General features: G+C 46.0%; 28 protein-coding genes. 13 read left to right on the plus strand and 15 right to left on the minus strand.

Translation table 11 applies throughout. The features are described 5' to 3' along the window. Window positions 1-20 precede the first annotated feature (20 nt). Together LAT77_RS06740 and LAT77_RS06745 are read right to left on the minus strand one after the other, a co-directional pair. Window positions 21-1,007, minus strand: coding sequence for a prolyl oligopeptidase family serine peptidase (locus LAT77_RS06740; RefSeq protein WP_290563799.1), 987 nt, complete (start codon window positions 1,005-1,007; stop codon window positions 21-23). 128 nt (window positions 1,008-1,135) lie between these two features. Next, window positions 1,136-1,357, minus strand: coding sequence for a hypothetical protein (locus LAT77_RS06745; RefSeq protein WP_290563800.1), 222 nt, complete (start codon window positions 1,355-1,357; stop codon window positions 1,136-1,138). A 292-nt stretch (window positions 1,358-1,649) separates the two neighbouring features. Here LAT77_RS06745 and LAT77_RS06750 point away from each other — a divergent pair, with 292 nt between their 5' ends. From LAT77_RS06750 to LAT77_RS06760, 3 genes are all read left to right on the plus strand, one after another. Next, window positions 1,650-1,952 (plus strand): type II toxin-antitoxin system HigB family toxin, encoded by a 303-nt coding sequence (locus tag LAT77_RS06750; protein WP_290563801.1) that lies wholly within the window; start codon window positions 1,650-1,652, stop codon window positions 1,950-1,952. 9 nt (window positions 1,953-1,961) lie between these two features. Continuing rightward, window positions 1,962-2,381, plus strand: a complete 420-nt coding sequence (locus tag LAT77_RS06755) for a transcriptional regulator (RefSeq protein ID WP_290563802.1) — start codon at window positions 1,962-1,964, stop codon at window positions 2,379-2,381. A gap of 171 nt (window positions 2,382-2,552) precedes the next feature. Then, window positions 2,553-3,440 carry a magnesium chelatase domain-containing protein gene (locus LAT77_RS06760; protein WP_290563803.1) on the plus strand — a complete coding sequence of 296 codons (888 nt, stop codon included), beginning with the start codon at window positions 2,553-2,555 and terminating at the stop codon, window positions 3,438-3,440. 611 nt (window positions 3,441-4,051) lie between these two features. Here the strand turns inward: LAT77_RS06760 and LAT77_RS06765 are convergent. The 3 genes from LAT77_RS06765 to LAT77_RS06770 form a co-directional block, all read right to left on the minus strand. Then, window positions 4,052-4,363, minus strand: coding sequence for a HigA family addiction module antitoxin (locus LAT77_RS06765; protein ID WP_290563804.1), 312 nt, complete (start codon window positions 4,361-4,363; stop codon window positions 4,052-4,054). A gap of 222 nt (window positions 4,364-4,585) precedes the next feature. Continuing rightward, the gene (locus LAT77_RS12385) at window positions 4,586-4,789 is read right to left on the minus strand and encodes an integrase core domain-containing protein (protein ID WP_367118136.1); all 204 of its coding nucleotides are present in this window, start codon (window positions 4,787-4,789) and stop codon (window positions 4,586-4,588) included. Further along, complete coding sequence (locus tag LAT77_RS06770) at window positions 4,734-5,090, minus strand: hypothetical protein (RefSeq protein ID WP_290563805.1); 357 nt, start codon at window positions 5,088-5,090, stop codon at window positions 4,734-4,736. Before LAT77_RS06770 ends, LAT77_RS12385 begins: the two co-directional genes overlap by 56 nt. A gap of 292 nt (window positions 5,091-5,382) precedes the next feature. Between LAT77_RS06770 and LAT77_RS06775 the strand changes: the two genes are divergently transcribed. The 5 genes from LAT77_RS06775 (at window position 5,383) to LAT77_RS06790 (ending at window position 8,927) form a co-directional block, all read left to right on the plus strand. Continuing rightward, window positions 5,383-6,336: a hypothetical protein gene (locus tag LAT77_RS06775; RefSeq protein WP_290563806.1), complete on the plus strand. Its 954-nt coding sequence runs from the start codon at window positions 5,383-5,385 to the stop codon at window positions 6,334-6,336. 37 nt (window positions 6,337-6,373) lie between these two features. Then, window positions 6,374-7,066, plus strand: a complete 693-nt coding sequence (locus LAT77_RS06780; RefSeq protein WP_290563807.1) for a hypothetical protein — start codon at window positions 6,374-6,376, stop codon at window positions 7,064-7,066. A 600-nt stretch (window positions 7,067-7,666) separates the two neighbouring features. Next, window positions 7,667-7,969 (plus strand): IS66 family insertion sequence element accessory protein TnpB, encoded by a 303-nt coding sequence (locus LAT77_RS06785; RefSeq protein WP_290563808.1) that lies wholly within the window; start codon window positions 7,667-7,669, stop codon window positions 7,967-7,969. A 35-nt stretch (window positions 7,970-8,004) separates the two neighbouring features. Continuing rightward, entirely contained in the window at window positions 8,005-8,118 is a 114-nt protein-coding gene (gene tnpB / locus LAT77_RS12390) for an IS66 family insertion sequence element accessory protein TnpB (RefSeq protein WP_367118138.1), read from the plus strand. A 350-nt stretch (window positions 8,119-8,468) separates the two neighbouring features. Further along, window positions 8,469-8,927, plus strand: coding sequence for a hypothetical protein (locus tag LAT77_RS06790; protein WP_290563809.1), 459 nt, complete (start codon window positions 8,469-8,471; stop codon window positions 8,925-8,927). Window positions 8,928-9,270: 343 nt separating this feature from the next. Here LAT77_RS06790 and LAT77_RS06795 read toward each other — a convergent pair whose 3' ends face one another. Next, window positions 9,271-10,200, minus strand: coding sequence for a hypothetical protein (locus LAT77_RS06795; protein ID WP_290563810.1), 930 nt, complete (start codon window positions 10,198-10,200; stop codon window positions 9,271-9,273). A 262-nt stretch (window positions 10,201-10,462) separates the two neighbouring features. After that, on the minus strand, window positions 10,463-11,347 hold the full coding sequence (locus tag LAT77_RS06800; protein ID WP_290563811.1) for a WYL domain-containing protein: 885 nt from the start codon (window positions 11,345-11,347) through the stop codon (window positions 10,463-10,465). Window positions 11,348-11,595: 248 nt separating this feature from the next. Between LAT77_RS06800 and LAT77_RS06805 the strand changes: the two genes are divergently transcribed. After that, on the plus strand, window positions 11,596-11,775 hold the full coding sequence (locus tag LAT77_RS06805; RefSeq protein ID WP_290563812.1) for a hypothetical protein: 180 nt from the start codon (window positions 11,596-11,598) through the stop codon (window positions 11,773-11,775). A gap of 113 nt (window positions 11,776-11,888) precedes the next feature. Beyond that, window positions 11,889-13,568: a hypothetical protein gene (locus tag LAT77_RS06810; protein ID WP_290563813.1), complete on the plus strand. Its 1,680-nt coding sequence runs from the start codon at window positions 11,889-11,891 to the stop codon at window positions 13,566-13,568. Here LAT77_RS06810 and LAT77_RS06815 read toward each other — a convergent pair. The 6 genes from LAT77_RS06815 to LAT77_RS06840 form a co-directional block, all read right to left on the minus strand. Continuing rightward, entirely contained in the window at window positions 13,565-14,344 is a 780-nt protein-coding gene (locus LAT77_RS06815) for a hypothetical protein (RefSeq protein ID WP_290563814.1), read from the minus strand. The genes LAT77_RS06810 and LAT77_RS06815 overlap by 4 nt on opposite strands. Window positions 14,345-14,371: 27 nt before the next feature. Further along, window positions 14,372-15,106 carry a hypothetical protein gene (locus tag LAT77_RS06820; protein WP_290563815.1) on the minus strand — a complete coding sequence of 245 codons (735 nt, stop codon included), beginning with the start codon at window positions 15,104-15,106 and terminating at the stop codon, window positions 14,372-14,374. A 658-nt stretch (window positions 15,107-15,764) separates the two neighbouring features. Beyond that, window positions 15,765-16,889: a TniQ family protein gene (locus tag LAT77_RS06825; RefSeq protein ID WP_290563816.1), complete on the minus strand. Its 1,125-nt coding sequence runs from the start codon at window positions 16,887-16,889 to the stop codon at window positions 15,765-15,767. Beyond that, on the minus strand, window positions 16,865-17,749 hold the full coding sequence (locus tag LAT77_RS06830) for a TniB family NTP-binding protein (protein ID WP_290563817.1): 885 nt from the start codon (window positions 17,747-17,749) through the stop codon (window positions 16,865-16,867). Before LAT77_RS06830 ends, LAT77_RS06825 begins: the two co-directional genes overlap by 25 nt. Window positions 17,750-17,755: 6 nt before the next feature. Beyond that, on the minus strand, window positions 17,756-19,507 hold the full coding sequence (locus tag LAT77_RS06835; RefSeq protein WP_290563818.1) for a Mu transposase C-terminal domain-containing protein: 1,752 nt from the start codon (window positions 19,505-19,507) through the stop codon (window positions 17,756-17,758). A 169-nt stretch (window positions 19,508-19,676) separates the two neighbouring features. Further along, a complete protein-coding gene (locus LAT77_RS06840; protein ID WP_290563819.1) occupies window positions 19,677-20,354 on the minus strand; it encodes a TnsA endonuclease N-terminal domain-containing protein in 678 nt (225 codons plus the stop codon). Window positions 20,355-20,503: 149 nt separating this feature from the next. Here LAT77_RS06840 and LAT77_RS06845 point away from each other — a divergent pair, with 149 nt between their 5' ends. Both LAT77_RS06845 and LAT77_RS06850 read left to right on the plus strand, forming a co-directional pair. Beyond that, complete coding sequence (locus tag LAT77_RS06845; protein ID WP_290563906.1) at window positions 20,504-21,184, plus strand: ATP-binding protein; 681 nt, start codon at window positions 20,504-20,506, stop codon at window positions 21,182-21,184. 134 nt (window positions 21,185-21,318) lie between these two features. Then, the gene (locus LAT77_RS06850; protein ID WP_290563820.1) at window positions 21,319-21,948 is read left to right on the plus strand and encodes a hypothetical protein; all 630 of its coding nucleotides are present in this window, start codon (window positions 21,319-21,321) and stop codon (window positions 21,946-21,948) included. Window positions 21,949-21,955: 7 nt separating this feature from the next. Here LAT77_RS06850 and LAT77_RS06855 read toward each other — a convergent pair whose 3' ends face one another. After that, complete coding sequence (locus LAT77_RS06855; RefSeq protein WP_290563821.1) at window positions 21,956-23,863, minus strand: ABC transporter ATP-binding protein; 1,908 nt, start codon at window positions 23,861-23,863, stop codon at window positions 21,956-21,958. 86 nt (window positions 23,864-23,949) lie between these two features. Beyond that, window positions 23,950-24,567, minus strand: coding sequence for a hypothetical protein (locus tag LAT77_RS06860; protein WP_290563822.1), 618 nt, complete (start codon window positions 24,565-24,567; stop codon window positions 23,950-23,952). 158 nt (window positions 24,568-24,725) lie between these two features. Here LAT77_RS06860 and LAT77_RS06865 point away from each other — a divergent pair, with 158 nt between their 5' ends. Further along, window positions 24,726-25,691 (plus strand): PLP-dependent cysteine synthase family protein, encoded by a 966-nt coding sequence (locus LAT77_RS06865; RefSeq protein WP_126791723.1) that lies wholly within the window; start codon window positions 24,726-24,728, stop codon window positions 25,689-25,691. Window positions 25,692-25,698 lie beyond the last annotated feature (7 nt).

Raw genomic sequence — 25,698 nt, forward strand, 5'->3', positions numbered from 1 at the left:
CGCTTAGGCCGACTCTGTGATTACAGATTGGCCCGAAAAAATGCGATCACATCGGTGATAAAATCGTCTTGATAAGGCGCCAGTTGATGGTTGGCATGGGAGTATATTGTCAATTCGTGCTGGCGCCCAGCAGCCTCAAGTGCAGCTGCAAACTGTTCGGACTGAGCACGATCCACTTCCCAATCGCGGCCACCATGAATAAGTAAAATGGGTAGATTGGCGGGAAGTTCATCGACCCATTGCACGGCACTACGGGCACGCATTTGTGCCTCACCATCAGTGACAAAATTAGGAATAAAACGACTGGCCGGATGGTGTTCAGCGCCCCAGTCGTTGACCCACGCATTCAAGTCGCTAATCGTCACTGCAGAAGCAATCGCTTTGAAGGTGTTCGGTTGTGCCTTGGCGGCGAGGAAACTCATCATCGCGCCACGTACACGGCCGAGTAGGCCAATACGCTGTTCGTCAATGTCGGCAATTTGCGCGGCAACACTTGGCAGGGCTAAAACATCTAACACATCAGCGCCACCATATTCGTCGGTGCCATTGGGCATTTGCGGGAACACGCCACCACCGCCACGATACTGACTACCAATGACCATAAAACCGGCTTCGGCCAATGGCCGTAGTTCGTTCACGAGCTGATCAAAATTCACGGCGCCAGTCGGTCCGTGACCTGCACGATTATAAATAATGACTGGCAGAGGGCCTTCAACGTTGCGTGGGATGAGGGCAAAGCCGCCGATATAAACACCGTCATGTTGATAAACAATCCAGCGACAATTAATATCGCGCCGCATGGCATTGAACGTATCTTCACTTAGACGCTGCTGAAATTGTTCTGCGCTTCGCCCCGGATTGCGTTGCAAAAACTGGGCTTGCATGGCGGCATAGCTGTCATTCGGTGCTGTATAACAGGTTGCATTGTATTCGATGGAAGCTGCTTGAGCATGAGCATTGGCAAACACAGCAATTATGGCGCAAAGCGCATAAATAGTTCGCAACATGGGTGTCCTGTAACAGGTTATGAGATACAAAAAATGTAGGGCTGCGCCCAAAGGAACAGCTTAACATGCTCAGCCAGTCGCTGCGACATGCGGTTCTGTGCTGGCGCAGCGACTTACAAAAAATTTGCTTACTGACTACCGTTATTTGACTCGGAAGGATTATTCCGCTCAACTTCCTTCAGCGGCGGATTGACCCAAATCACACGGTTACTGCCGGTGGCAGCTGACCGCTCAACTTGGTTGACCTTGTCCCAATCAATTTCGGACTTTGCTGCGGTTTGATAACCTCCGGTGCTAGTGCATCCTGCGAGCATCAGAAGCGCGAAACCTCCAATTACACATGCTTTCATAAACACCTCCGCATCAATTTTACGATGCACCAATAACTATAGATCAAAATGGCGCTGTTTGCTTTGTAGGCAAATTCATGGTTGCGGACGGTAGGGTATCCTGTCAGCGATCGCTGAAATCCATTGTCGATAGGCGTGCTTTGTCGCCGACTCAGGTAGACTACATTTTTTTGCGGCATCGGCGGGTGTGCAGTGAATAAGTCGCAAATCATCATCCAAATTATTGGAGGTTTACTTATTGTAAACTCACGTTACCCCTGATATAGTTTACCAGTAGTAAACGGAGTTAAGGATGCACGTTATTTCACGAAAGCCATTTGCTGATGCAATTAAAAAGTTTCCGAACCATGCAGTAGCAATCGAGAGTACATACAATGTGCTAAGGCGCGGTGATTTTAAAAGTCCGACGGAACTCAAATCTGTATTTAGTTCGTTGGATAACTTTAAGTACAAGGATAAGTGGTGGATTATCGACATAGGTGGCAATAATTTGAGGTTACTTGCCTTTATCGAATTTAGACACAACCGGATTTACGTAAAACATATCCTTACCCACAGTGAGTACGATGCGCTTTGTAAAAAGTATCGAAAATAGGAGGCTTAAATGTTAGTTGTCGCTGAAGTATCCAAGCTGGCAGAAACAATTATGTCGAATGTGCCGCTACTGGCTGGAATTAGCAACGATAAGGAGTATGAGGAGGCGCTTGAACTAGTCGAGGAGCTCTTGGATAACTATGACGCTAACCTAGTCGTGATTGAAGCGCTAAGCAATGTTATTGAGCGCTATGAGGACGAGTCTCTCAGATTTGAGACATTTAACCTCCGGCAGGCAGGGCTAGACCCAGCTGTCGAAACGCTGAAAGTCTTAATGGACCAAAATGGCCTGAACACCACTGATTTTGAAAACGAAATCGGTAAAAAGAGCATGGTTTCACAAGTGCTAACAGGTAAAAAGAACCTGACCAGAGCTCACATCACCAAGCTGGCTGAGCGCTTTGGCGTAGCACCGGCAATATTTTTCTGAATTGAAATAATAATACGCTACTTCCGTCCTCGAAAATCTGCGTTTCTTGCAGGCCAACACGATGCCCCGGTTACTAACTCTGTCAGCGATCGCTGAAATCCATTGTCGATAGGCGTGCTTTGTCGCGGACTCAGGTAGACTGTTTGTTTTGCAGGATGCAGAGAGGTTGCGATGGGATTAGCAGTGGTGCGGACGCGAGCGCAGTTAGGGATGGAAGCGCCGGCGGTGCGGGTTGAAGTAAATGTGGGTAAACGCGGCGTGCCAACCTTTCAGATTATTGGCATGCCAGAGACAACGGTACGCGAAGCGCGTGATCGGGTAAAAACTGCGATTCTCAACAGTGAATTTGACTTTCCGATCGCCAAAATTGTGGTTAATTTATCGCCCGCCGAGTTGCCGAAGCAGGGTGCACGATTTGATTTAGCAATCGCTCTTGGCATTTTGGTTGCCAGCGAGCAACTCGATGACCAACAGTTGGACGAACTTGAAGTCTATGGCGAACTTGCGCTTGATGGGGCGGTACGCAATATGAGCGGTGCGTTACCGTCCTTGCTTGCCTGTCAACAAGCAGGGCGACGTGCACTGATTCCCAAGGGCAATGAGTCCGAAGCGGGTTTGCTTCGCCAACCGGTCGCTTACACCGTGCCTTCTTTAAAGGTTGCTGCCGAGCACTTAGGCGGACAACGTCGGTTGGATGTTGTCCAGCCCACCAAGCTAGCGGTCGCCCCAGTGTTAACGGGTGATATTGCCGACGTACATGGTCAAGAGCAAGCGAAGCGGGCACTGCTACTTGCCGCGGCGGGCGGGCATCATGTTTTGTTTGTTGGACCACCGGGGACGGGCAAAACGATGTTGGCACAGCGTTTACTCGGATTGATGCCGCCGCTTGAGGAGGCTGCGGCACTTGAAGTTGCGGCTATCGAGTCATTGGCGGGTATTCCTTTTTCCCCCGAACGTTGGCGTCAGCGCCCCTTCCGAGCTCCTCATCATTCGTGTTCTGCAGCAGCATTGGTGGGTGGTGGTTGTGAGATACAATTAAATATGATAATATACAATTAAAAATGATACTAAATTCCCGCAACAAAAAATCATAAGGTTTACAGTAAAGCCCATAAAATCAATAGCTTGATTGATTGCTCTGATTGAGGTGAAGTTTAACCAAGGCACCGATTGCAACGTAAAAAGGGATTTTTTGGGGAAAATTCCGCGCAATCCGCTGGCGCACATGCGAAAGAATCTGCGTACAGGCAAAATGAGTAAGCACTCCAAAGACACGTCCGTGAGTCAGTGTCATTGTTTTAACGCGGCGTGTACGCATAATCATCCGGCGAAGAAAATCCATGCCGATGTGAACGCAGCGGATAACATTGTTCGGCGCAAGATAAGTCGGCTGCGGGGGGCGTGAAGGTACGAAAATCGTAAACGGTTTGTTGCAGCCCCTCTAGGGGTCTGCCATAATTAAGCTGTATCTGATTAAAGATTTACCACCTGCTGAGTGTCCCGCCAAGGCACTCAGCAAAAAAACCACCGTGCAAGAGTGTATAGCCAAAAGTGCGATAGTGCCTTCTCTGCAAGCGCAATGTCGAAATCATTTGGATGCTGTTTGGCTCCGACCTGATGCGCTCAACTGGTGAAATCAAAACTACTTTCACAATCCCCAGCTCGTATCTTTAGTCTACACACTCTAATAGGGGTTCTGCTTCGACTTTAATTTTGCCTGAGCGCTCTAATTGCTGTATGTCATACTCAGCTTGTCGAGATAGCCAGTATTGAGCAGACACCCCAGTTGCGACCTCTAACTTGAGGGCTAGAGTGTTAGACACCGACGTATGACCATTGATAAAGCGAGAGAGCTGTGGGCGTTTCATATGCAGCTTGTCGGCAGCCGTCTGAACCTTGATATTGTAGCGCTCTAAAAATCGGGCGCGGAATAGCACGCCAGGATGGTCTATTGTTAGTTTGGTGCGAAACGCGGTACTCATAGTTTACCCCTCACAGAAGTAATCAACATCAAACACAAGAAAATTTCTTGATAATGTTACGCATCAATTGATTTGTGCTGAGTCGGCTCGTAAAACACGACCGAACGCCACTAAGTGGCGCTCGGTGCAATTAAATTGTTGCTGAATGGATGTGTTACGGTTAGAAACGATTTTAGAGTTCCGACGTCAACTTCGCTATGGGAAGGCGTCCGACGCTTCACTCTAGTTTGGGTTCACTCGTTCGTTGTAGTTCATTCGCCAAATTGATGCCAATTCGCGGAATTGCGCAAGCGTCAGGAACGAAGACGCGCTTAGAAACTCCGCCTCAAATGATTGATGGAATCGCTCGATACGAGCACCCAGGCTTGGCTTAATGTTGTTGATATAACCAAGTGTTGTGTTCATCACACCAATTCTGCAATCCATTACTGAAGCTTCCTGAGCTTTTATCTACGTGTATGCAGGTCGGTAACCCCCGCCCCAGCTTTAGTTGCTCCAGCACGTTGATAATGCCCTCCGCTGAAAGTGACAGTCCAGCATCGATTGCTAAGCAGTTATGTGTGCTGATATCCACAACATACAACGCATGATGACGCTGACCACACTCGAGCGAAGCGTTAGTGCCGCCTATCGCCCATTCATGGCCAACGCTCTCACTAGCGTCAACTGAGTGAGCTCGCTTGTTAATCAATGTCTGCTTTTCAATAAAACCTAGAGTAGTTCCCATTTCGTTAATGCTCCTACTAAATAGCTGCCTGATGGAGTGGACCTAAACACTCATGAACATAGCTCTTTTAAAAGGTGCAGGTAAAGGGATTAGTACTGTTTTTCGGTCGAAAATTAAACTTTCAGCCTTGAGGCTAGTAATTGATCTCATAATGGGGCCGTCACAACCTGAACTATTCAAGCTTGACTAATGTAAAAAAGATGTTACTTTGCTGATTGAGTAAGCTATAAGTTTCCTCAAAAAATCAGTAATTAAATTTAATCGTTAAAAATTGATAAAGGAAAAGTACCGTATGAAACGGATTTTTTATTTTATAATAATATTAGGCTCATTTTTTTATTCCAATAGCGTTTTGGCATATCAGCATTATATGCAAACATCTCCCCATGGTGTATCTTGGGCTGATGAACAGGGACAATTTCGATTCACGGTTGCGGATCAACAAGGAAATTGGTTAGCAGTCAGGGAGGATTATGAAAATGGTACTCTGACGGTAAGTTTTGATGATGATAGCTTTTACCTCATAAATATCGAAAGTAATGAAACTATTTTTTACAATTCGGACATCGAGAATCTATATTACGGTCTCTATGGCGTTCAATCAGAAGAACCCCTATCCTCGGTTGCTCACCATGTGCTGTCTAAGTTTGGTCAACATTTACCATACATCACTGCCCCTTCTGGGCCCACAGACCCGTTTTGCCACGTCGCGGTTCCTTTAGGAACGCCCTGTCCGATAGACACAGGTATTAATTCTTTTAATCAACAGAGTACAAATCAATCTACTCCCTATTGTGAAAGTATAGATCGACAGAAAAGCAAGCCTTACAATGGATACCCGACACTTGAAAGATGCACTCGCATGATTCGGATATCAAAATATGTAACTTGGGTCACTGGATTGGTTTCTTGTGCCGGTGCGGGTTTCCAAACTGGCGGGGCTATTTGTTCAGCGGGAGCTGTGATGGCTGTTACGGCTCATGTACTCCATATGGACCAACGGAACTCGTGTATTGCTTCATTTAACGAAACTCAATTAGCGTTGGAAAGCTGTGATCGTTACCTAAATGACGAATCTGAAAATGAAGGCGGTGGAAGTATTGCTCCAGATGTTACGTCATCCCCAACTGGCGACCCATTTTGGATAGAATTTGTATTCGAGAACGAACAGTTTCGATGCGAGCCTCGCTATACAGGTTCTCCTGGTGAACCTAGTGTTCGTCAAATTGTTTGTTTCGCAATTTAGATGGGAGCAATTAGTTATAAGCCTTAGGAATTAAGATATGAATAACAGAAAAATACTTCACGCGATTATCGTTGGTTCGACCATGATTTTAGCTTTTCTTGCGCTATTGTACGGTGTTCCTGAAGGGGAGGAACAGCAACACCTCACGGGCAAAAGTATAATTATTATATTCATAACATTTGCGACATTAGGAGCTGTTGTAAATTTATCGAAAAAATTTGTACTGACTGTGCATGAACAACGTCGCAATCAATTATCAGCTTCTACTTCATTGCTAATTATGACACGTAAAAAAAAGCGGAATTATTTACTTGCCGCTCTGTTCACTTGTGGTCTCGTAAACCCGTTACTGCTTTTTTTAGTCATGTTTAGTAGTTTAGATTCTATTGTTCCTTACTTTATGTTGATTTTAATCCCGATTTCATTTGCTTTTTTTGCGGAGCTGATGCTTGATATGTTCAATTCTGCTGAACTAGTCGATGATAGATTGATTTTAAATGGCGTTAGCAAAGGACAAGTAGTATTGCCCTTGAAGAACATCTCTAGAATCGAACAGAAGCGCGATTGGTTTAGCTTAATGGGGTTTAACCTCAGCGGTGATATATTTGTTTTTCATATCAAGAATGATGATTCGTTCGATGAATACAACATTAGATTTTTACGGGAAATGAGTAACCGAGATTCATTTATTAACTTCATTCGGAAACAGTGTTTGCACCAGCAAACGTAATATACTGTTCGAGTATTATGAGTTATCGGGTTTTGATGTATAAATGGTCCTAGTTTTGGGCCGTTTTCTTTTCTAGGAGAGAAGAACGTGATTATCCACTATCTCATGGTTCTGTCAGCGGCACGCTAGTGTCGATTCCCACAATAAGCGCTAACAAATTATTTTTAATGAACTATCCCGAAGACCCGAAATGAGTGGTTTCAAGGGTATGAGTTTTAAGAGACATACTCTTGAGCTTGCGTGACCTTTCCCCCTAAAGTTGGTGAGCGTCGCTAGTAGCACACATTGACTGTATTATTTTTCTCAAGGTGGGTCAATTTTAAATTACCCTCGGTGGGTCATTATTACATTGCCGGTGACAGTTTTAAATAGGGGCTTGGTTCTCAGGGCGAGAGCGTGAACGTTTTTTAAGAATTTACGATTAAGTCCAGCACTTCTTCGCTCATGGTTACCATTTTCTGTTTGCGATTCACTCTGGCGATTATTGTCTTCTCACGCCGTATCTTATTTAGTGCGTAAGCGTAGCAGGAACCACACCTATTCAGCCATAGTTTGAAGCCATAGGCTACCACCAGGTTGAATTTAAAAGGTGGTAGCACGATGAGTCGATTACATCGCACACCCGAGCAGTGGCGAGCGCTGATAGCTGAATTTGAACAAAGCGATCTCAGCCAGAAAGATTTCTGCGAGCAGCGTGGCATTAATCCGGCGTATTTTAGTCAGCGGCGATTAGAACTGCAGCGCGACGCTGAAGATAACGACATGGGCTTTGCCTTAGCGATGCCGCAATCGCACGCTTCGCAGCAGACGTTGCAGCTTCGTATTGGCCAAACCGAGTTGGTATTGCCGTTGTCGGCTTCACCGCGTTGGGTCGCACAACTGGTCAAAGAGCTCAGCGCATGAAAATGTTCATTGAGCCGCCGGTTATCTATTTACACATGTCAACATTAACTAAATTTGTCCGGTTTGGGGGTGCGGATGTTATCTTTTGCAACCGCCAGCGCGATAAACTGAAAGTGCTGTACTGGGACAAAACCGGCTTTTGCCTCTAGTACAAGCGCCTTGGAAAAGCCAAATTAAAATGGCCGCGCAAGATGCCAGGCAGCACCATCACGCTCACTGAGCGGCAGTGGGTATGGCTCTTAGATGGCCTTGTTGACACTCTGATGAAAGGCCATCAACCCCTGCATTTTAGCGCAATAACCGGATCGTTTTTGGCTATATGGAGATCAAGCATAACAGCAAGTTATCGATCACCAATCGGTCAAAGAAAACCCTATTCTAGGGCGGTCTAGTGTGGGCGGACATTAAAGATCTTTAAGAACATTAGAGATCTTTATTTCCCATTAAAGTTATTAAATAATAATGGTGTTTGATTAGACTCACATGACGATAAAAATCAATGACCACTGCAATAGTCAAAACCTCTAAATTTGCTGCAATCGACTCTCGATGGACGGACGGCTTAGATTTCACTGTCGAAGCGAAAATGAGGAAGTACATCTATGCTGACGGCGAGCTTTATCTCTTTTCCGGCAGCGAATATCCAATTCTTCTTGAGCAGGCACTTTTAATTGGAGATTTAACGGAAGATGATTACTTAAGATTTTATGAGGAGTTGGACCCAAATGAGGTATTCGGTAGTTTAATAATAGATGAACATTCGGGCTACCTGATACAGAAGGAAGGCCATACATATGACTGGCATCACGGCATCGCTTATACAGGTTCAGGTGGAACAATGGCTAAACATTTGAAATCATCAATGAAAACTTCTCCATCCCCAAACGGCGCAAGAGTAAGTCTCTCAGAGGCAAAAGCGAGATTAGCGAGAAGAAAGGCTAGGTTCGCAAGCAAGTAGCCCAAGATCCCCTCTTTTAGTGGATTTTTTGTTTCAAACGCTCCTAACAATGTTACTTCGACGCAGACATCCTGACATGCCGATATGCAACTTAAAATGTCTTGCATGAACAAACATTAAACGCCTCGTAAGTTGTAAGACAAAACGCTAGTTTGAGATTTTTTCTGTAATTGACGCTGGCTAGTTTGCTCAGTTCATCTCATCGATTTGGAAATTGGAAACGGCATCTAGTGGAGATTAGATTTCGTCCGGGAGTGCTGCATTTAGATTTAAAAAGGTTGAAAGGATTTTCAACCTTCACGTAGGACACTATAATTTACGCCTTAACAACGGCACTCGCTTATCACAAATCGATTTGCCCGCCTGGAGGACCAGGAGGAGGAGTAACAGTGTTGTTTAAAGGTCTATCAAATTGAGCTGGCAAATGATCGTAAAAGCTTCCTGCTGTACCACCGGTATCACCAGTATAACCCTCGTACCATCCAAACACTTCCCATGCCCCAGTCGATTCTATATATCTATCATGTACACCATAATCAATACAATACTCAGAAAGGTCACCGCATAGGGCACGTAGACTCTCCATCACCCAATTAGCGTATTCTTCGGGCGTAGGATCAGGCCAGCCGTCATCGTCATCCGATGTATAACTAGGTGCTTCTATAAACTGTTTGTGAAGGCTGCCTAATAAATTGGGGTCAAAAAAAAATCCTTCTGATGGACCCCCTTCGGATACATCGCCGAGTTTACTATTCACCTCGTATTCTATTTCGGCGGCATCAAATCGAAAGGTTAAATTCATTTCATCGACAGCAAACCAAATACGAGTACATGCGGTTGTTCTTAATCCGGACCTAAAATAAATACAAAAATCATAATGCTGAACTTCACCGTACTCCTCTGTATCCATTCGTTCTCTATTAGGGCTCGGAGTTAGGGAAAAGCTGCGAGGACTATCTTCTGTGAAATATCTAACGGCACTCACGAAACCATTGATTCGATCTTCAGTGGTAGTGGGTAATCCGTTTACTCGCATTGAGGTTGAGGACTGATGCACAACTATGTCGTGCTCCTCATGTTCGGCGGTTGAAGTTACTAAGTCGGCTGCGGCATCAAATGAGATATGATAATTCCCGTTCACATCCAAAGTAAGCTGCACGATATTATCGTCATGCGCATTAACGCCTTCATCGACTATCAACGCATTCGCAGTTAAAGGTGCTATCGTTAACGAAGAGGCTAAGATAAGAAAGTTGATACTTGCTAATTTCATGTTCTGTTCCTTGTTTTTTGTATGTTTATCGTCCTTTGATTATTAGAATCACATTTTCCCTGCAAGTGCAAGATAAAAATAGTCAGTCTATATTCACCCGCTATCGTCTGACTTCAAAGCTAACACTAATAATGGAGGCCTGTCATGTACAGCTCAATTCGACCTACGAGTGATTCTAATAATGGGGCCTGTCAATTTAATGGAAATCTCGACGATGTCATAGTTCTATTCTTCGGGTAAAGGTAAATGCCATTTACCTTAATCAGTCAGGTGATACAGAAGCTATTCCAGCCCCAGGTGCTAAAAATTTCTCGCTAAAAGGTAACACTCGTGTATTCTTCAAGTGCAACATAATATGGTTGCCAATTAGGCTTGCATCCTCGCTAACATCCACATTCCAAGAATCCAAAAGATAACCGGCCAGAGCCTTCCTGACTTTGCGGGTTAGGACTCCTGAATCCATCCGGTACTCAAACTCAATAACTTTTTTGATTTCTTTGAGTCGTGGATGTGCTTGAATTTGGAGCTCCAAAAAATCATTCCACGCATCATCTTCTTTAATCGTTTCAGATTCAAGGATTGTTGCCGTTTTGAGTGGTTCAGCGGTTCTGATTCGATTGATCACAAAGTCAATAAAGCTCTGTCGCTTTCTGTCAAACGCCCTGACATGCCAACGTAACCCGCTATCGGCGATAGAGTGTGGCACAACTTCTCTGAATGAGCCGTCCGGATTCGTCTTTGATAAATAGTAAATACGTAATACGTGTTTACGTTTAATCGCACGTGTGATGATGGACAGAATGTCGAGGTCTGTTTCTGTTAGGGTGTTTCGCGCAGCTATCGTTTCGCCCTCGATGTGGGCATAGCTATCGCCAAACCCGTCAATCAAGGTACCAAGGCATTTTGCAGGCGAGATTGGAATGATTGGCTTGGCATGTTCCTGCCACTCATAACGCTTAATATTCGGTCGATAGATGATGTTGTCAGGTGCTAGCTCATTGTACAGGCGGAAAGTCCTTGTCGCGCTTGCATCGCTAATCTCGAAACGAGAAGTCAAATCCAAGCGTGAGACAAGCCCAAAGAAACGCCCCTTAAACTCAATGTGGGCAAGGAGTTCCTTTTGATAGCCGGAAAGTTCATCGAACATAAGTCACCTGATTCTACAAAACCGATCAAAAGCATAATTACAGATCGAAAAAACAGATCAAAATGCTTGACTAGGTCAATTTGACTAGTATTATCGTAGATACAGAAAAAAAGCCACCTTGAAGGTAGCTTTTCTTCTGATATGCGATGCCTAACTAGGTTAGAACACCACTACCGTCTGGAAGCTGTAGTGTGTATCAACTCCTATTAGGTGTCAAATCTTTTACATTTGATGAAGGAGTGGCAACTATGGCTACTAATCCCCCTATTGGTGACAATCAACGTCGCGGCGCTGTCCGCCAACGCTCTCAAACTCAAACGCCAAGTGGCCATTGGGTAAAGAGAGATTCCACAACCGGTCGTTTCATGGACGTTAAGTCTGATGGGATGCCGTTCAAAGGTGTTCGTAAGGAAAAACCATCCAAATAAGCCCTAATCGGTTGAACTGAGCGGGTCGTCATTGCTAGCACGGGATGCTTGTGCATCCCTGATTGACGGTGACCTCGTTCTTATTCCGTTTATCGATTAAGGAGTGGAAACGGATGAAATTGGAAAGTCTCCCAAATGATGACAAGGTGTATACGGTAATTTCGTATGGACGAGTGACCTACAATCGAGCCGCTCCGGACAGCCCAATTGTCGAAGTAGGCTTGTCTTTCAAAGACAAAATAAAGTTTGTTAAGGTCGCGCTAACTGACCTAGCATTCATTCCGCAAGGAAGTTGTTGGCTGAATCAAGAGCGTGTTATATCGAATCACCCGCAGAACCCAGCTCCAGCACTATATAAGCGACGACGGTTGGTTCTGGATTTCAACCAACCTAATTTTGTTCATGGATATGCAAAAGATCCGAAACAGCCCGCCCATTACTACATACCTAACTTCAGACACCGCATTCCCAAAGAACATAGGAACTCAAAGTTTCTAGTGGTAAAGGCTACCGATGGTGTTGAGCTCTTAATTCCAACATTGACAATTTTTTCTAGGCTATACGGCGTAAGTAGCTACTTTAAAACAACGTTCTTGAATCATGAGTATGCTGAGGCAGTTCAGCTGCTGTGCTATGACGTAGACTTGGAGAAGATGGAGAATAAGCCGGCCCCGAATCAGACCGTCATTGGGCTACACATGAACGTGTATGATAGCGAGTCAATCCATGTCCACCACCTAAAAAATTGCTCGTACTTTAGAGGTGTACAAAAGCGAATACGTCATTCGCTTCACAAAAGCCGAGCAGATGGTGCTTTTCTGGATATACCTTTTTGGTGCAAGGGCACCATGGAGCTCGACGTTTTGCTCAAGCCTTTACTTGTAGATCCTGATGGTCGGGTTGTTCGCGCAATGGTCATCGACATTGTTGGCATTTCCTATCCGCATGTTTACGATTTTTTTCGAGATAGAGCCAACACTGCTAGCGTATCTTCAGAGTCGAAAGACGAGGAGCGTAAGCCTGGATGGAAGAAAAAACCTAAAAAGGACGAGAATCCCCAAAAAAAAGCAGCATTAAATTCAAAAAAATCGTCCTCGAAAGAAGTTGAGAGAACGACCCTGAATGCAGAGCCACTAGTAATACTTGGAAATGTATCAACGGTCGAAGCAGCTGTCAGAAAAGAGCGAGCAACCAGCAGTGGAAAAGTAGTGCCAACGGACACACCTGAGAAATTCAGTAACGCTAAGGAGTCGAATCGAGCGGATCCTAATGTTGCCGGCTCCCACACGAATACACCGAACGTAGTCGAGGGAGACGATGAGTTACTGCGAGCTAGTTGGGCAGCACTTGAATCACAACAACAAGAACGCAAGATATCGGAACTCGGAGCCTATGAGCTTGACGATGATGTTGTACAATTCATCAACGGAGCTTATGGAGTCTTAACCTTCCCTTCAAAAAGAGATTGGGACTATCATAACGGAAGTCCGGCCGCAGCTAGGAGGTTGCTCATGGCTGAGTTTACTCTAGGCGGCAAAAAGACAACTTTAATGGAAATTGAACCACGACAATCCCGTGGCAAAAGTGTGATTCGTCATCGCGGGTGCATTATTCGGGGAGGCGGCATAGATATAAGTAAAATGGATGACTTTCTCGACGCTATAAGCTCCAATCGAGGCAATTGGGACAAAATCATACCGGAGTATGGATGGACGTTTCACACCTATAAGCACGTACAAGCGGATGATTTATTAAAGAGGCTCTTAACAACCTTATCCAAGGATAAAAGCTAAAGCCGTCGAATCTTCCCTGTCGCGTCTGATGCATTTAACTTAATGTTGGGAGCACCATGCTTAAGAATAAATTCAACGGTCGCTTGCTCGGGGTGACCACAGAGAGGGCCGAGGGTGACTTCCATATCCTCAAATACTTCCGGATCGAGCTCTAAGTCAATATGGGTGACGCGTGGTGCAATCCCAGACCACATGATTTGGTTTGGGGGAGCGCTTCTTGGGATATTGTCTATTTTTGATTGATAGGTTTTTGGTATCGCGTATATCAAAAAGCGAATTTCGTCCTGAAATTGCCAAAGCTGGTCTTTCTTAAATGGAAGATCAGGGAATCCATCAAGCGTAATCCCTGAGTTTTCATTACAAACCGCTCGTTTATACCAAAAACTCACATCATCGACGTAATCGACAGGCTTAGTAAACCATTTATCGTTAAGAGAGAACGGAAACCATAAGTCTGAGTTTGTAATCCAGTCTGCCGGAACGGTTGCAGAATCAGCGGTGTCACCTATGGCGTGGGGATACCGTTTAAACGGATCGCGAGTAGTTGAAATACGAACGCCTTTTCCTTTATCTCCGTACATGGACCACATTGGAAGCTCATGATGATTTCCGCCTGCCCAGCTGCTAACAAAAAAGTACAAACCAAAGTTTATTGTTTCATGAAATTGAGTTTCGGCGTGACAATCAAGCTGATCCAATCTACTGAACCTGAATTTACGTGACTCAAGAATGGCTTTAAGCGACTGGATTGAGGTGTAGTGATAAATACGTTCCATGTTTGTGCTTACCATTGGCCCTTTCTGCTAATAAGACACAATATACTGATATCGAGGAGTATCGACAAGAAGAGAGTCTTTACTCATGAACTGAACTTCTTTGATGGTGATAGTCTTCGACAGCTGCCGCGGGACATTGTGCAAGTACTCCAACATCGCCTTGATTTCCGTTAGGTTCGGAGGCCGCTTGTGGCGATGATACTCGATGTAGTTACGAACAACATGTTTTGGATTCTTATACCGAAGCGCGGGAACGGCTAGCCGAACCTCCGGGTAAAAGCGATTCAAATAACTAACGAGACTACTAATCGCGGCTCGATGCCCAGGTTTGTTTTTAAGAAAGCTATCGAGTGTGCGTTGAGTCAATGGCATGTTGGCACTGGTGATGTAGGTTTTGAACGACGCAGCAGTGCTCAGCGCTTGTTTGAGTGTCTGAAGTGTAATGGTCCCTGAGCTATATTTGTTATCGTAGTACTCTGTGTAGCCAATGAAGGCCTCATAATAATGACCATTTAATTCGCTGAGCGCATCTACCGCATTGTTTATGCATCGCTTCAATGTTGCATTTGTAATGGCTGAACGCGAAATATCAATGCCTAAAGAGCGGAAAAATTTGCGAGGTAAGCTATCGTGTCGCAACTCCCCCTTACCTAACGTGGCAAGTACATCACAATCAGTCCACCACCCAGAAGGATTTAAATCGACCATAGCAAAGAAAGATACGTAGCTGACCACTTTTGATGAAGCGACGACCGGCTGCATTTGACTCGCGAGCCATAATGAAAATTTTCGATAACTATCTCTTGTTGATTCGTGATTGAACTGATGGACTTCAAACGCGACTTTACGCTTAATCAGATTAATCGCGCCGCAGTCTCTGCAACGGGTACCAAGGCCAGCAGGTATTTTGATATTGCAATCAAGACAGTGCCGTTTGCCCTCGGTGAAACATATCTTACACAGCTTCAGTGTATCTTTAGCGTATAAAGGATGCCGCTTTCGGCTACAGCCATCGCATGCCTCGAAGTACTTTTCCTTGCAGTTCGAGCAAATTAAGTGAGTGATACCGAAAGTTGGTGATTTGCACACGTTAGGCTTCTGCTGGTTGCATTCAGCGCATGTTTTCCAAGGAACGAAATATTTAACGCACCGATTACAGACAGGACCTGATTCGTGATGCATTCCGATTTTGTAGTTTGTTCGATCACATCGGATGCAGGGAACATAGATTGGCCGGCACGTACGACAATACTTTTGATTTGAGTGAGGAAGCTCACGAAAGCCTTTCGAACAGTTTAAACACTTTCGTTTCTCAAATAGCCGCTTATAACACGATGCACAATACTGAGAGCTACCAGACACTCTTTTTGGCCGGCTAAAGTATGCACCACATTCACTGCAGTGATTTTTATTTACCCCCTCAACGACCACGTGCACGGATCTCCCGATGCAGTACATCAAGTTTTCGTTGAACTTGATCGTCAGGTTTAGGTGGCGGCCATTGAGCGTCGGTTGTGGATCTCGCCTTACGAGAGCGATCCATTCTTTTGAGATGCTGAGATATAGCATCGAAACGCTCAGGGGTATGTTGGCTATCTGATTTAAACAATGAACAAGTCACACCGTGTGACAGAAGTAATGACGTTAAGTCAGTCGTTGAAAGTGCCTTGAGGCGAAACGCGAGCTCAAGCAGGATATGCCTATCATTTAACGTCAGGTCTGGGAAATTAACACTCCCGAACGGACTTAGGCCTTGTTGTGGCCGCGGTGCTAATTCAAACGCATTACACAAGCTTTGAGCACACTTTAATTGAGATGAATAGGATTTACGCACGAATCCAAGTAAGAACTTTAATTCAGCAAACCATGTGTCGGCACTATCGTCGAAAGTTCGCATTAAGTGAAAACCATGCTGTTGTTGCTGCGCGATTTCTGTATGTGTTTTGGTCGGCGCTTTTAGCTCGTCTAGCCGATCACCGCATGATGCGCATCTGTTAAAGCTTGAAATATTAAAAGAGTATCGATGCGGATGAATTGGATATTCACAATGAGGGCATCTATCTAACAACACACAATGATGTTCATGGCACGTTGTTATCCAAGAACACCGCCATTGCATGCGAAGATAGGGAATGGCGTCTTCAAGTAAGCATTGAGGGCAAAACATGATGCTGCTTCGGCGCACGGCATTGCGATGTGCGAGTGAGGTTACCCAAAACCAACGTTGCTTAGCATTTAGTTTTACGGATGAGATATAGCGGATGTAGGGTTTAAGCGTAAGGTGTTTTAGTTGCTGAACAGGCATCCCCGTGGAGTAAGATAGCTGCTGTATCGGAACTTTGGGTAGCGCTCTATCAATATCAAACACCCATGCTCGCCATTTACCCCAAATGGATGCTGCGAGGGGCATTGGCTCTATGTGGTTTTGAAAGCCTGCCCGAATAAGCAAGGACGATAATAGCTCATCCGGCAAAGCATGGACGGGATTCGGCCACTTAGTTATGCCACTCGATGTATATCCTAATTGCCCCTTAGAATCTGCCATGGTTGTTTATTAATTATCTCCATCGTAATGGACTCGCTTCCGGAGCGGATTGCTTCGATTGCGGAGCGCTTAATGATGGCGTGGATGTTACCAAGTACGCCTTCAGACTTACTCAGTATAGCTTTCGCTTTTTCAGGTGTGGCTAAATTTGACGGCTTTCTCAACGGTAAGCCTTGCTCAAAGCTTAATAACAACCGGAGATAGTCCTGATTCAAAGACCAAGTCGGCAACTCAATGGTCGTAAATCGACTCGTATATTGAGCATCATGCTTGGTGACATTCACCGCACTACTGGTACCGGCACCGACGATGGATAAATGTAGAGTGTTTGAAAGATAACGGATCTCGCGAAGCACCTCCTGTTGCTGGGCCCGCGTACCGGATATCAGAGAGTGAAACTCATCAATCATTAAGACTTTCAGCTTTTTGTCCCGCATGATATTCACGGCTTGATATCGCAATACGGCTAGTGTTTGTGTGGGCAAAAACGGAGCCCACAGTTTTGACAGTATTTCGATATATAGAAATTTAGCGTCGGCTCTGGATGCTTCCACTTTCATCACAGGGATGATCAAGTCATCTTCAGCTGAGTTTTCGTCCGACGGTGGGTTCAATTCTTCGAACTTCTCAAGAATTGATGACTTTCCGTTATTTGGTTTACCAATGATTAGCATGGACGGCATGCGGGTTTGACGAGGATACGAAACCAATGCATTAAGTTCGTCTATAACTCGCTTTGCAGTAGGATATGCGATCCATCGATGATTATTGATAAACCCAGCGCGATGCTCATTCGGTAAATGTACAATCTCGTGAAACTTTTCGCTGACATGCGATAAATCCATTTGGTCATTTGTCATCACATATCACCATTCGTCAAAAGGTTTGAGGTCGCCGAAAATATCTTCATCAGGTACCTGTGAGTCCATAGGATCTGGTGCACTCGGTTCATTGAGTTTACCTGTTAAGACACCTGCCGGCGATACGCCCTCAGCAAAGCGTCGCTGTTGCTGTGAAATCTTCCGTGCTTTTTTCGTTTTCTTCTCGGCATCTTTCACAATTTCACGAAGCTCTTCGTGGGCACTGATTAACTCTTCAGTGGCCCGATAGTCACGAGATTGGTCAGCCAAATGTTTCTTAATGCGCTTGAGCTCCCATAAGCTCATACGAGGCAGGCGCTGGTCAGCATAACTTATCGGATGATAGCCACCTTCACGCTCGTCGAAGAACCAGATTGTCGAAATATCGCGAGGATCGCGCCGGAATATAAATCGCTTTCCACGCTTAGTGGCTTCATCTTTCATGCCAATGTAAAAGCGCAGTACTTCGTCGTAATACTGAATGCCATCAATTTCAACACCGTCTTTCTGAATAGTCCGCTCGATAAGTGGCATGAAATCAAGTTGCACGGTATGTGGATCGTTAGCTAAAGCGGGTAACCCAATACCCGGTGTATCATCGGTACCATAAACACCGAGCTCCCACTTTCTCATTGGCGGCATCCCGATGCTCGAGTGTTTTGAATAATGGTAGGTTTTAGCGATTAGAACAAGAAGCCACTTTTCCAACTCACTCATGGTCAGGATGGCATGCTTGTCTGATTTGTAATCTTGTTTTTCGTGGATACTACTAAACGTTGTTCCGGGAACATCATGTAATTGACGCATAAATGTTCCGAGCAACCGTTCAATATGGCCACCGTATTGAGGTTGTTTTACGGGCCGATACTCGAGTTGAATATCGTACTCACGGCAAGCATGCGTTAGTGTTTTCGTTCGAAAATCAGAACCATTATCAACATGAATTTTTCCGGGAAAACCGAAAACAGGCCATTCTGCTTCAACACCTTTGAATTCCAGCCATGCTTCTTTGGGCAAAATCGAATGCGCAATACACATCGCTACGGAGTTCTCATTTGGTGCTTCTAAACCAATATAATATCCTGTCACGCATCGGGTGCATACGTCGATCGCCAATGTCAGGAATGGTCGGCCAATTGGCTCTCGATGAACATCGTCTACGACAATCACATCCATAGGAGTGTGGTCAATTTGTATGACGGATAATGGGTAGTCAGCACCGGGAAACTGGCCAGCTGCAGGATCATAAAGATTACGAGCTTTCTGACGATTGCCCCGGCGTTTAACTAACAAGCGCTCGTCGATTTTACTGATGCGATGACGAACAGTATTTGGATGTGGTGCCGGTAAATTTAATTTGCGACATTCAATGGCCACCTCACGTATTGCATTCATGACGCTAGGCCGTCTCGCCGTTAGATATTTCTTTTCAATGGTGTCATTAATGACCTCATTAACTCGTCTATCTAGTCGCGTATCGAGTTGCTTCCGTCCACGTTGTTCGGACATTAGTGCAGATATAACACCAAGAGATTTAAACTTACGTATCCAACGATAGATAGTTGATATGCCGATGTTCATCTCATCTGCCCGAGCTTGAACATCCTCTTTTGTCATCGGGTTTAGCTCTAGCAATGGCTCAATCACACTGTAGCGCCACTTAGCGCGTTCATACTCCAAACTATTCATCGCTGCAAAGTCTTTCTGGGCTGTTGATACCTGAACATTTGCTGCATGAACGCTAACAATCTCACTCACATTAAGAATGCTAGTTCTGCCAGTATCCAGCTCTTTGGCGACAACCTGCGAAGGAGTGAGAATATCGTTCACTATATAGAGCGAACCGCGGCATGACACCAAGGTGTTGGATCGAATATTGAACTTCCCTCGCAAAGGGACGTGCGCCGAATTCTTATCCGGTTCCTGGTCACTCATACTCGTCCACCCATATTCGAGAGTGCGGGGTTAAGGGCTGGCATAAATCGCAAGATAGGGTATTCGTTGCAATTAAATGCCATAGCTTCGCAGCCGCAAACTCTTGTGATTGAATGCGCTCATGCGCAAGTAGCTCGTCGATTGACGGAGCTTCCAGTGTCATCACAACTTCTACGATTTTCTTGAGTTCAACCGGGTCAAACTCCGTAAATGGGAAACGCCGGTACCTATTCAAAAACTCCAAGTTTTTGAGCATAGGCGTTCGTATGCGACGCTCATCATAAATCCGAAAGATAAATCCTTCCTGTTTGGCAAACTGAGTGGCCGCCTTGAATTTAAGTCGCATTTTGCCGAGGTTTGCTTTTAATTCACTGGTTGGCTTTACCTCTACGAGTTCCGGCTTTCCACTATGTGACTTCTGGAAGGAGTTCGGACCGGATCTGAATACAAGGTAGTCCGGAGTATATCGATAGGTATTGCCGTTGGCATGCACGTAGGAGAGCTGAACGGGTTGCGGGATTATTTGTGTAACAAACCTATCAGCCTCTTGAATAATAAGGAAGTCGCGCTCAAGAGTGGATTCATACGGAATCGATGATTCGCCTCGGAAAGGATACTGCCCAGAAACACTTCTGCGAGTTGGTTTTATCTTTCTGCGTTGGCTATACATCCGGAAAGTATCATCTATTGTTGTATAATTTCCCGATAGTATCATCTATTGTTGTATATTTGGTATCATTTTTAATTGTATAAATGAACGTAAGTTATTGATTTACTGTTCGGCTGGTATCATATTTAATTGTATCTCACAGTGGTTCGATCCCAAAACCTGGTGAAGTGACGCGCGCGAACCATGGGATTCTATTTTTAGACGAATTAACCGAAACACCTCGACATGTGCTAGATACTTTACGAGAGCCGCTTGAGTCAGGCACAGTTTGTATCAGCCGTGCGCAACAGCAAACCACTTTCCCGGCACGCTTTCAGCTTATTTGTGCATTGAATCCATCACCTTGCGGCACCTTTAATGGCGATATTCGCAGCTCGCGATCGACGCCGGATCAAATCTTAAAGTATTTAAGTAAAGTGTCAGGCCCATTTCTTGACCGCATTGACCTGCAAGTCGATGTGCCACGGCAGCCGGATGCGCTGCGCGATGCACACCAGCAAACTAAAACAGCAAAAATGGCTTCCCAATCACTACAGGAAAAGGTTGTGGCTGCGCAACAGCGACAACTCGAGCGGCAAGGCTGTTTAAATCGGAATTTGTCAGTTCGCCTCCTGACTGAGGTCGCGGTTCTCAGTGACGAGGACCATGAGTTTTTGGTCTCGGCGATGGAGCGCTTGCAGCTTTCGCATCGCGCTTTTCACCGCACTCTACGCCTTGCACGCACCATCGCAGATCTCAGCGGCGAAGAAAGGTTACGGCGCGAACATTTGCTTGAAGCACTTAGCTACCGAGCACTTGATAATCTACTGACACAGCTGCGGGATTTGTGATCTCATTAGAGCCGAACTTTGACCTTCTGCTACCAATAAAGCAAGATAAGTGGCAAGAGGGCCAACTTCATGGCCACTTCATACAGCAACATGAATAAAATTCATTTTGTGGACGACTTACATGAGGGAGATTCATGTCAAAACAGCAGCGCATTTTGTGGGTGAGCATTTCGATTCTATTGCTCACGATTCCGGTTTGGTTTGACGTCGTGATGTTACCCGGTGATTTAGTTTATGTTTGGCGCTGGACCGACAGCCAAATCATCTATGAAAGCTTGATCACGGTGATGTTTCTTGTGGCTGCAATTGTGGCTTACGGACTCTTGCGCAAAGCGGTAGGCGAATTTGCCCAATGGAAGATCTTGCGTATTGGCGTGGCGATCTGGATCGCCATGATTGCGATTCTGGTGCTGTTTAGCTTGGCAATGTATTACGCAGGTAATCAGTCGACCTTGGCAGATTACGACGGTGAAGGCTATAACGTCGTTGCCATGGGGTCGGGTATTGCTGAAGATACCGAAGAAGGTCAAGCAGCCAGCGGGCAAATCTTTGTGGTCATGAGTTGTGACTATCGTGGCCTGTATAAACGCGTCATTCACATTGACCGTTTTGTCGGTGCCGATGACGTCTCGATGCACCGCGATGGTGAGTATTTACTTGCGAGTTACACCCTGCATGGCCGCGAGCTGCGTGAGCAGAATTATGACCTTGAGGCACTGTATCAACAGTGCCTCACCGGTGAATCACCACGACCATTTGAGTAAGTTCGACTTATTCGTCGATGTCATGGGCCAGGAAGCCGCCTGATTGGCGCTGCCAGAGTTTGGCATACAAACCATTGAGGGCGATGAGCTCGTCGTGGCTGCCTTGTTCAATCACCTGACCTTGGTCCATGACGATCAAACGATCCATTTCAGCAATCGTCGATAAACGATGAGCTATCGCAATCACGGTTTTACCTTCCATCAAGTTATATAAGTTCTCTTGAATGGCGGTTTCAACTTCACTGTCGAGTGCTGACGTTGCTTCGTCGAGGATTAAAATCGGTGCGTCTTTTAACATGACACGAGCAATTGCAATGCGTTGACGTTGGCCACCGGAAAGTTTGACGCCCCGTTCACCGACATGGGCGTCATAGCCGGTGCGGCCTTGATGGTCGTTTAAATCGCCAATAAAGTCAGCGGCGTGGGCGCGTTCTGCGGCACGCTTTAATTCGGCTTCGGTTGCTTGCGGGCGACCGTAGAGAATGTTGTCACGCACAGAGCGGTGCAGCAACGAGGTGTCTTGCGTGACCATGCCGATATGCGCGCGCAAACTATCTTGCTGCACGGCAGCAATGTTTTGGCCGTCGATGCGAATCTCACCTTCCTGAATGTCATAAAAGCGCAGTAACAAATTGACTAATGTCGATTTGCCTGCTCCCGAACGACCGACAATTCCTACTTTCTCACCGGCAGCAATGGTTAAGTTCAAGTTCTCGATCACGCGTGCTGGACGGAAACTAGCGCCCTGCGGTTTTTCTTCTGCGCCAGAGTCGTTTGCTTCGCTTCGTTCACCAGCAACGGCACCGTAATAAAAACTGACATTACGGAACTCAATCTCGCCGCGCTTCACTTCAAGCACTGGTGCATTCGGCTGATCTTCCACGGTTCGCGACACTGCGATGGAATTAATGCCGTCTTGCACGGTACCGATGGCTTCAAACAATTGGGTTAATTGCCACATGACCATTTGTGACATACCGAATAAACGCAACACCAAGCCAATCACCACGGCGATCGCGCCTAATGACACCGCATCATTGATCCATAGGCTGATGGCCAATGCTGCTGAGGCAAAAAGCAACAAACAGTTAATGATATAAAGAAAGCCGTAAAGCAGTGTTACCAAGCGCATTTGCTTGTGCACGGTCACCAAGAAATCGTCCATGCCGTCGCGGGCAAATTTAATTTCTCTATCGCCATGAGAAAACAGCTTCACGGTTTGGATATTGGTGTAGCTGTCGACAATGCGACCGGTCATAATCGAACGGGCATCGGCTTGCGCTTGCGATATGCGACCTAAACGCGGCACGAAGTAATAGAGTAACGCGGCATAGGCAATCACCCAGCCAGCGAGCGGCAGCACCAGTCGAATATCGGCACTGCCGATAATAAAGAACATGGCAATAAAATAGACGCCAATGTAATTGACGACTTCAATGAAACTAATTACCACTTGGCGCACCGACAGAGCGGTTTGCATCAGTTTCGTTGCGACACGGCCGGGGAATTCGTCTTGGTAATAGCTCATCGACTGCTTCAGTAAGTAGCGATGCACTAACCAACGAATTCGCATGGGGTAATTGCCTAGCAAGGTTTGGTGCAGTATCAACGACTGGAACCAAACTAAGAGCGGCAAGCCAATGAGTACCACAGCGCTCATGGCGACGAGTTTGAACCATTCGTTGGCTAGAAATTGGTCACTTTCTTGCACCGACAACCAATCGACAATGCTACCGAGGAAGCCAAATAGCCAAACTTCTGTTATTGCAACCAGCGCCATTAAAATGGCGACGGTGATGAGATATTTTTCCGAGCCTTTGGTGAAGTGATAGCAAAAAGCGAAGAAGCCCTTAGGAGGCTGGCTGGGTTCGGCTGTAGGGAAAGGTGCTAAACGGTCTTCAAACCAACGAAACATGTGTGTGCCTCAACTTCCGACGACGGGCGGCAATGGCCACGGAAGAAATTTGCCGACAGTTTGCCTACAAACTGTCGGCAGGGTCATTAGTACTGGTAGTGATCTTCCCAGCCCCATGGCAGAGGTGGGAAATCGTCCGCTGGCAACGGCGAGCTCAGGTCGACATCGACATGAAACTCTCGGTTCTCACGTGACAAACGATAACGCATCGTGTTCTCGTCTGGGAATGACAGCCACCACGTATTGGTAATTGATACCGTGGCATCCAGCTCGGTAAACAACTGCTTGCTGTACTCGTCAGCTGGGAAAGCTTGCGCAGTCGGCGTGCCTGGGGTCACTGTTGAGCCACCGTACATCGTCATCGGATCGTGGCTACCGTCTTCTAAACGATGGTCGTGTTTTAGTTCAAGGCCACCTTGTGGCAGGCGAGTGATAATCCAGGTGCGTGAGTGGTTATCGCCCACATGCAGCGGAATACGAATCCGATTTTCCGTACATTCACGAACTTCGATGACGATTCGGTTATTCATCCACGTGGCATCGGTTTCTGGATTGCCCGAGGTGACGCGACCTTCATAAGCGTTACCACAATGCTCGGCAATGGTATTAAAAAATACGTCTTGCGGGTCTTCCGCAGCGGGCGTACAGGCCGCAAGGGCTACTGTGGCACCAACAACGGCAAGGTGCAATTTGGTTAAGCGCATCGATCGTTCCTCTTTGTTTTGTAGTGTAACTAACCATTCTAACCGCAAAACGCCGTCGACAAAAGGTATGGCTTATGCCGGATTCGCATAGATACTCAGGCACGAGTCGAGTAGAATATGCGCAACTTTATATTTATTTAAGCGAAAGAGGCGAACACATGAAGGTTTTTGCAAATGCCCTGGAAATGATCGGCAACACACCTATGGTCCGAGTGAACCATCTCGACACCGGCCCGTGTGAATTGTATTTGAAGTTAGAAACGCAAAACCCAGGCGCCTCAATTAAAGACCGCATCGCTGTTTCGATGATTGCCGCCGCTGAAGCCGAAGGCAAAATCAAGCCAGGCGACACCCTTATTGAAGCAACCGCAGGAAATACTGGTTTGGGCTTGGCGCTCGTGGCGGCGCAAAAAGGTTATAAGTTGATTATTGTTCTGCCGGATAAAATGAGCCGGGAGAAGCTGTATAACTTGCGTGCTTTAGGTGCGGAAGTAATTGAAACGCGATCAGACGTGCAAAAAGGCCACCCAGAGTATTATCAGGACATGGCCGAGCGTATTTCGAAAGAGCGTGGTGCTTTCTATATCAATCAATTTGAAAACCCAGCCAACGTGAAAGCGCACTATGAAACGACTGCACCAGAAATGTGGCAGCAAATGGAAGGCAAACTTGATGCGTTTGTGTGTGGGGTTGGTTCAGGCGGCACTTTGACCGGTGTTGGCCGTTATTTGCGCGAGCAAAACCCAAATGTTGACTTAGTTCTTGCAGATCCAGACGGGTCAATTTTGGCGCCGTTGATCAACGAAGGTAAAGAAGTTGAAGCGGGTAGCTGGCGCATTGAGGGCATTGGCGAAGACTTTATTCCAGTCATTTGCGACATCGCGTTGGCAGGCAAAGCGTATAGCATTAGCGACAAAGAGTCGTTTGCCGTGGCGCGAGAAGTATTGCTAAAAGAGGGCATTATGGTTGGTTCCTCAAGCGGTACCCTCATTGCTGCCGCGCTGCGTTACTGCCGTGAACAAACGGAACCGAAGCGCGTCGTCACACTCGCTTGCGACACCGGTTGTCGCTACCTTTCGAAGTTTTTCAATGACGAGTGGCTTGCCGCTCAAGATTTAGATTAAGAGGTGG

It is taken from the genome of Aliidiomarina sp., from assembly GCF_022565475.1.
In the GTDB taxonomy this organism is placed as follows: Bacteria; Pseudomonadota; Gammaproteobacteria; order Enterobacterales; family Alteromonadaceae; genus Aliidiomarina.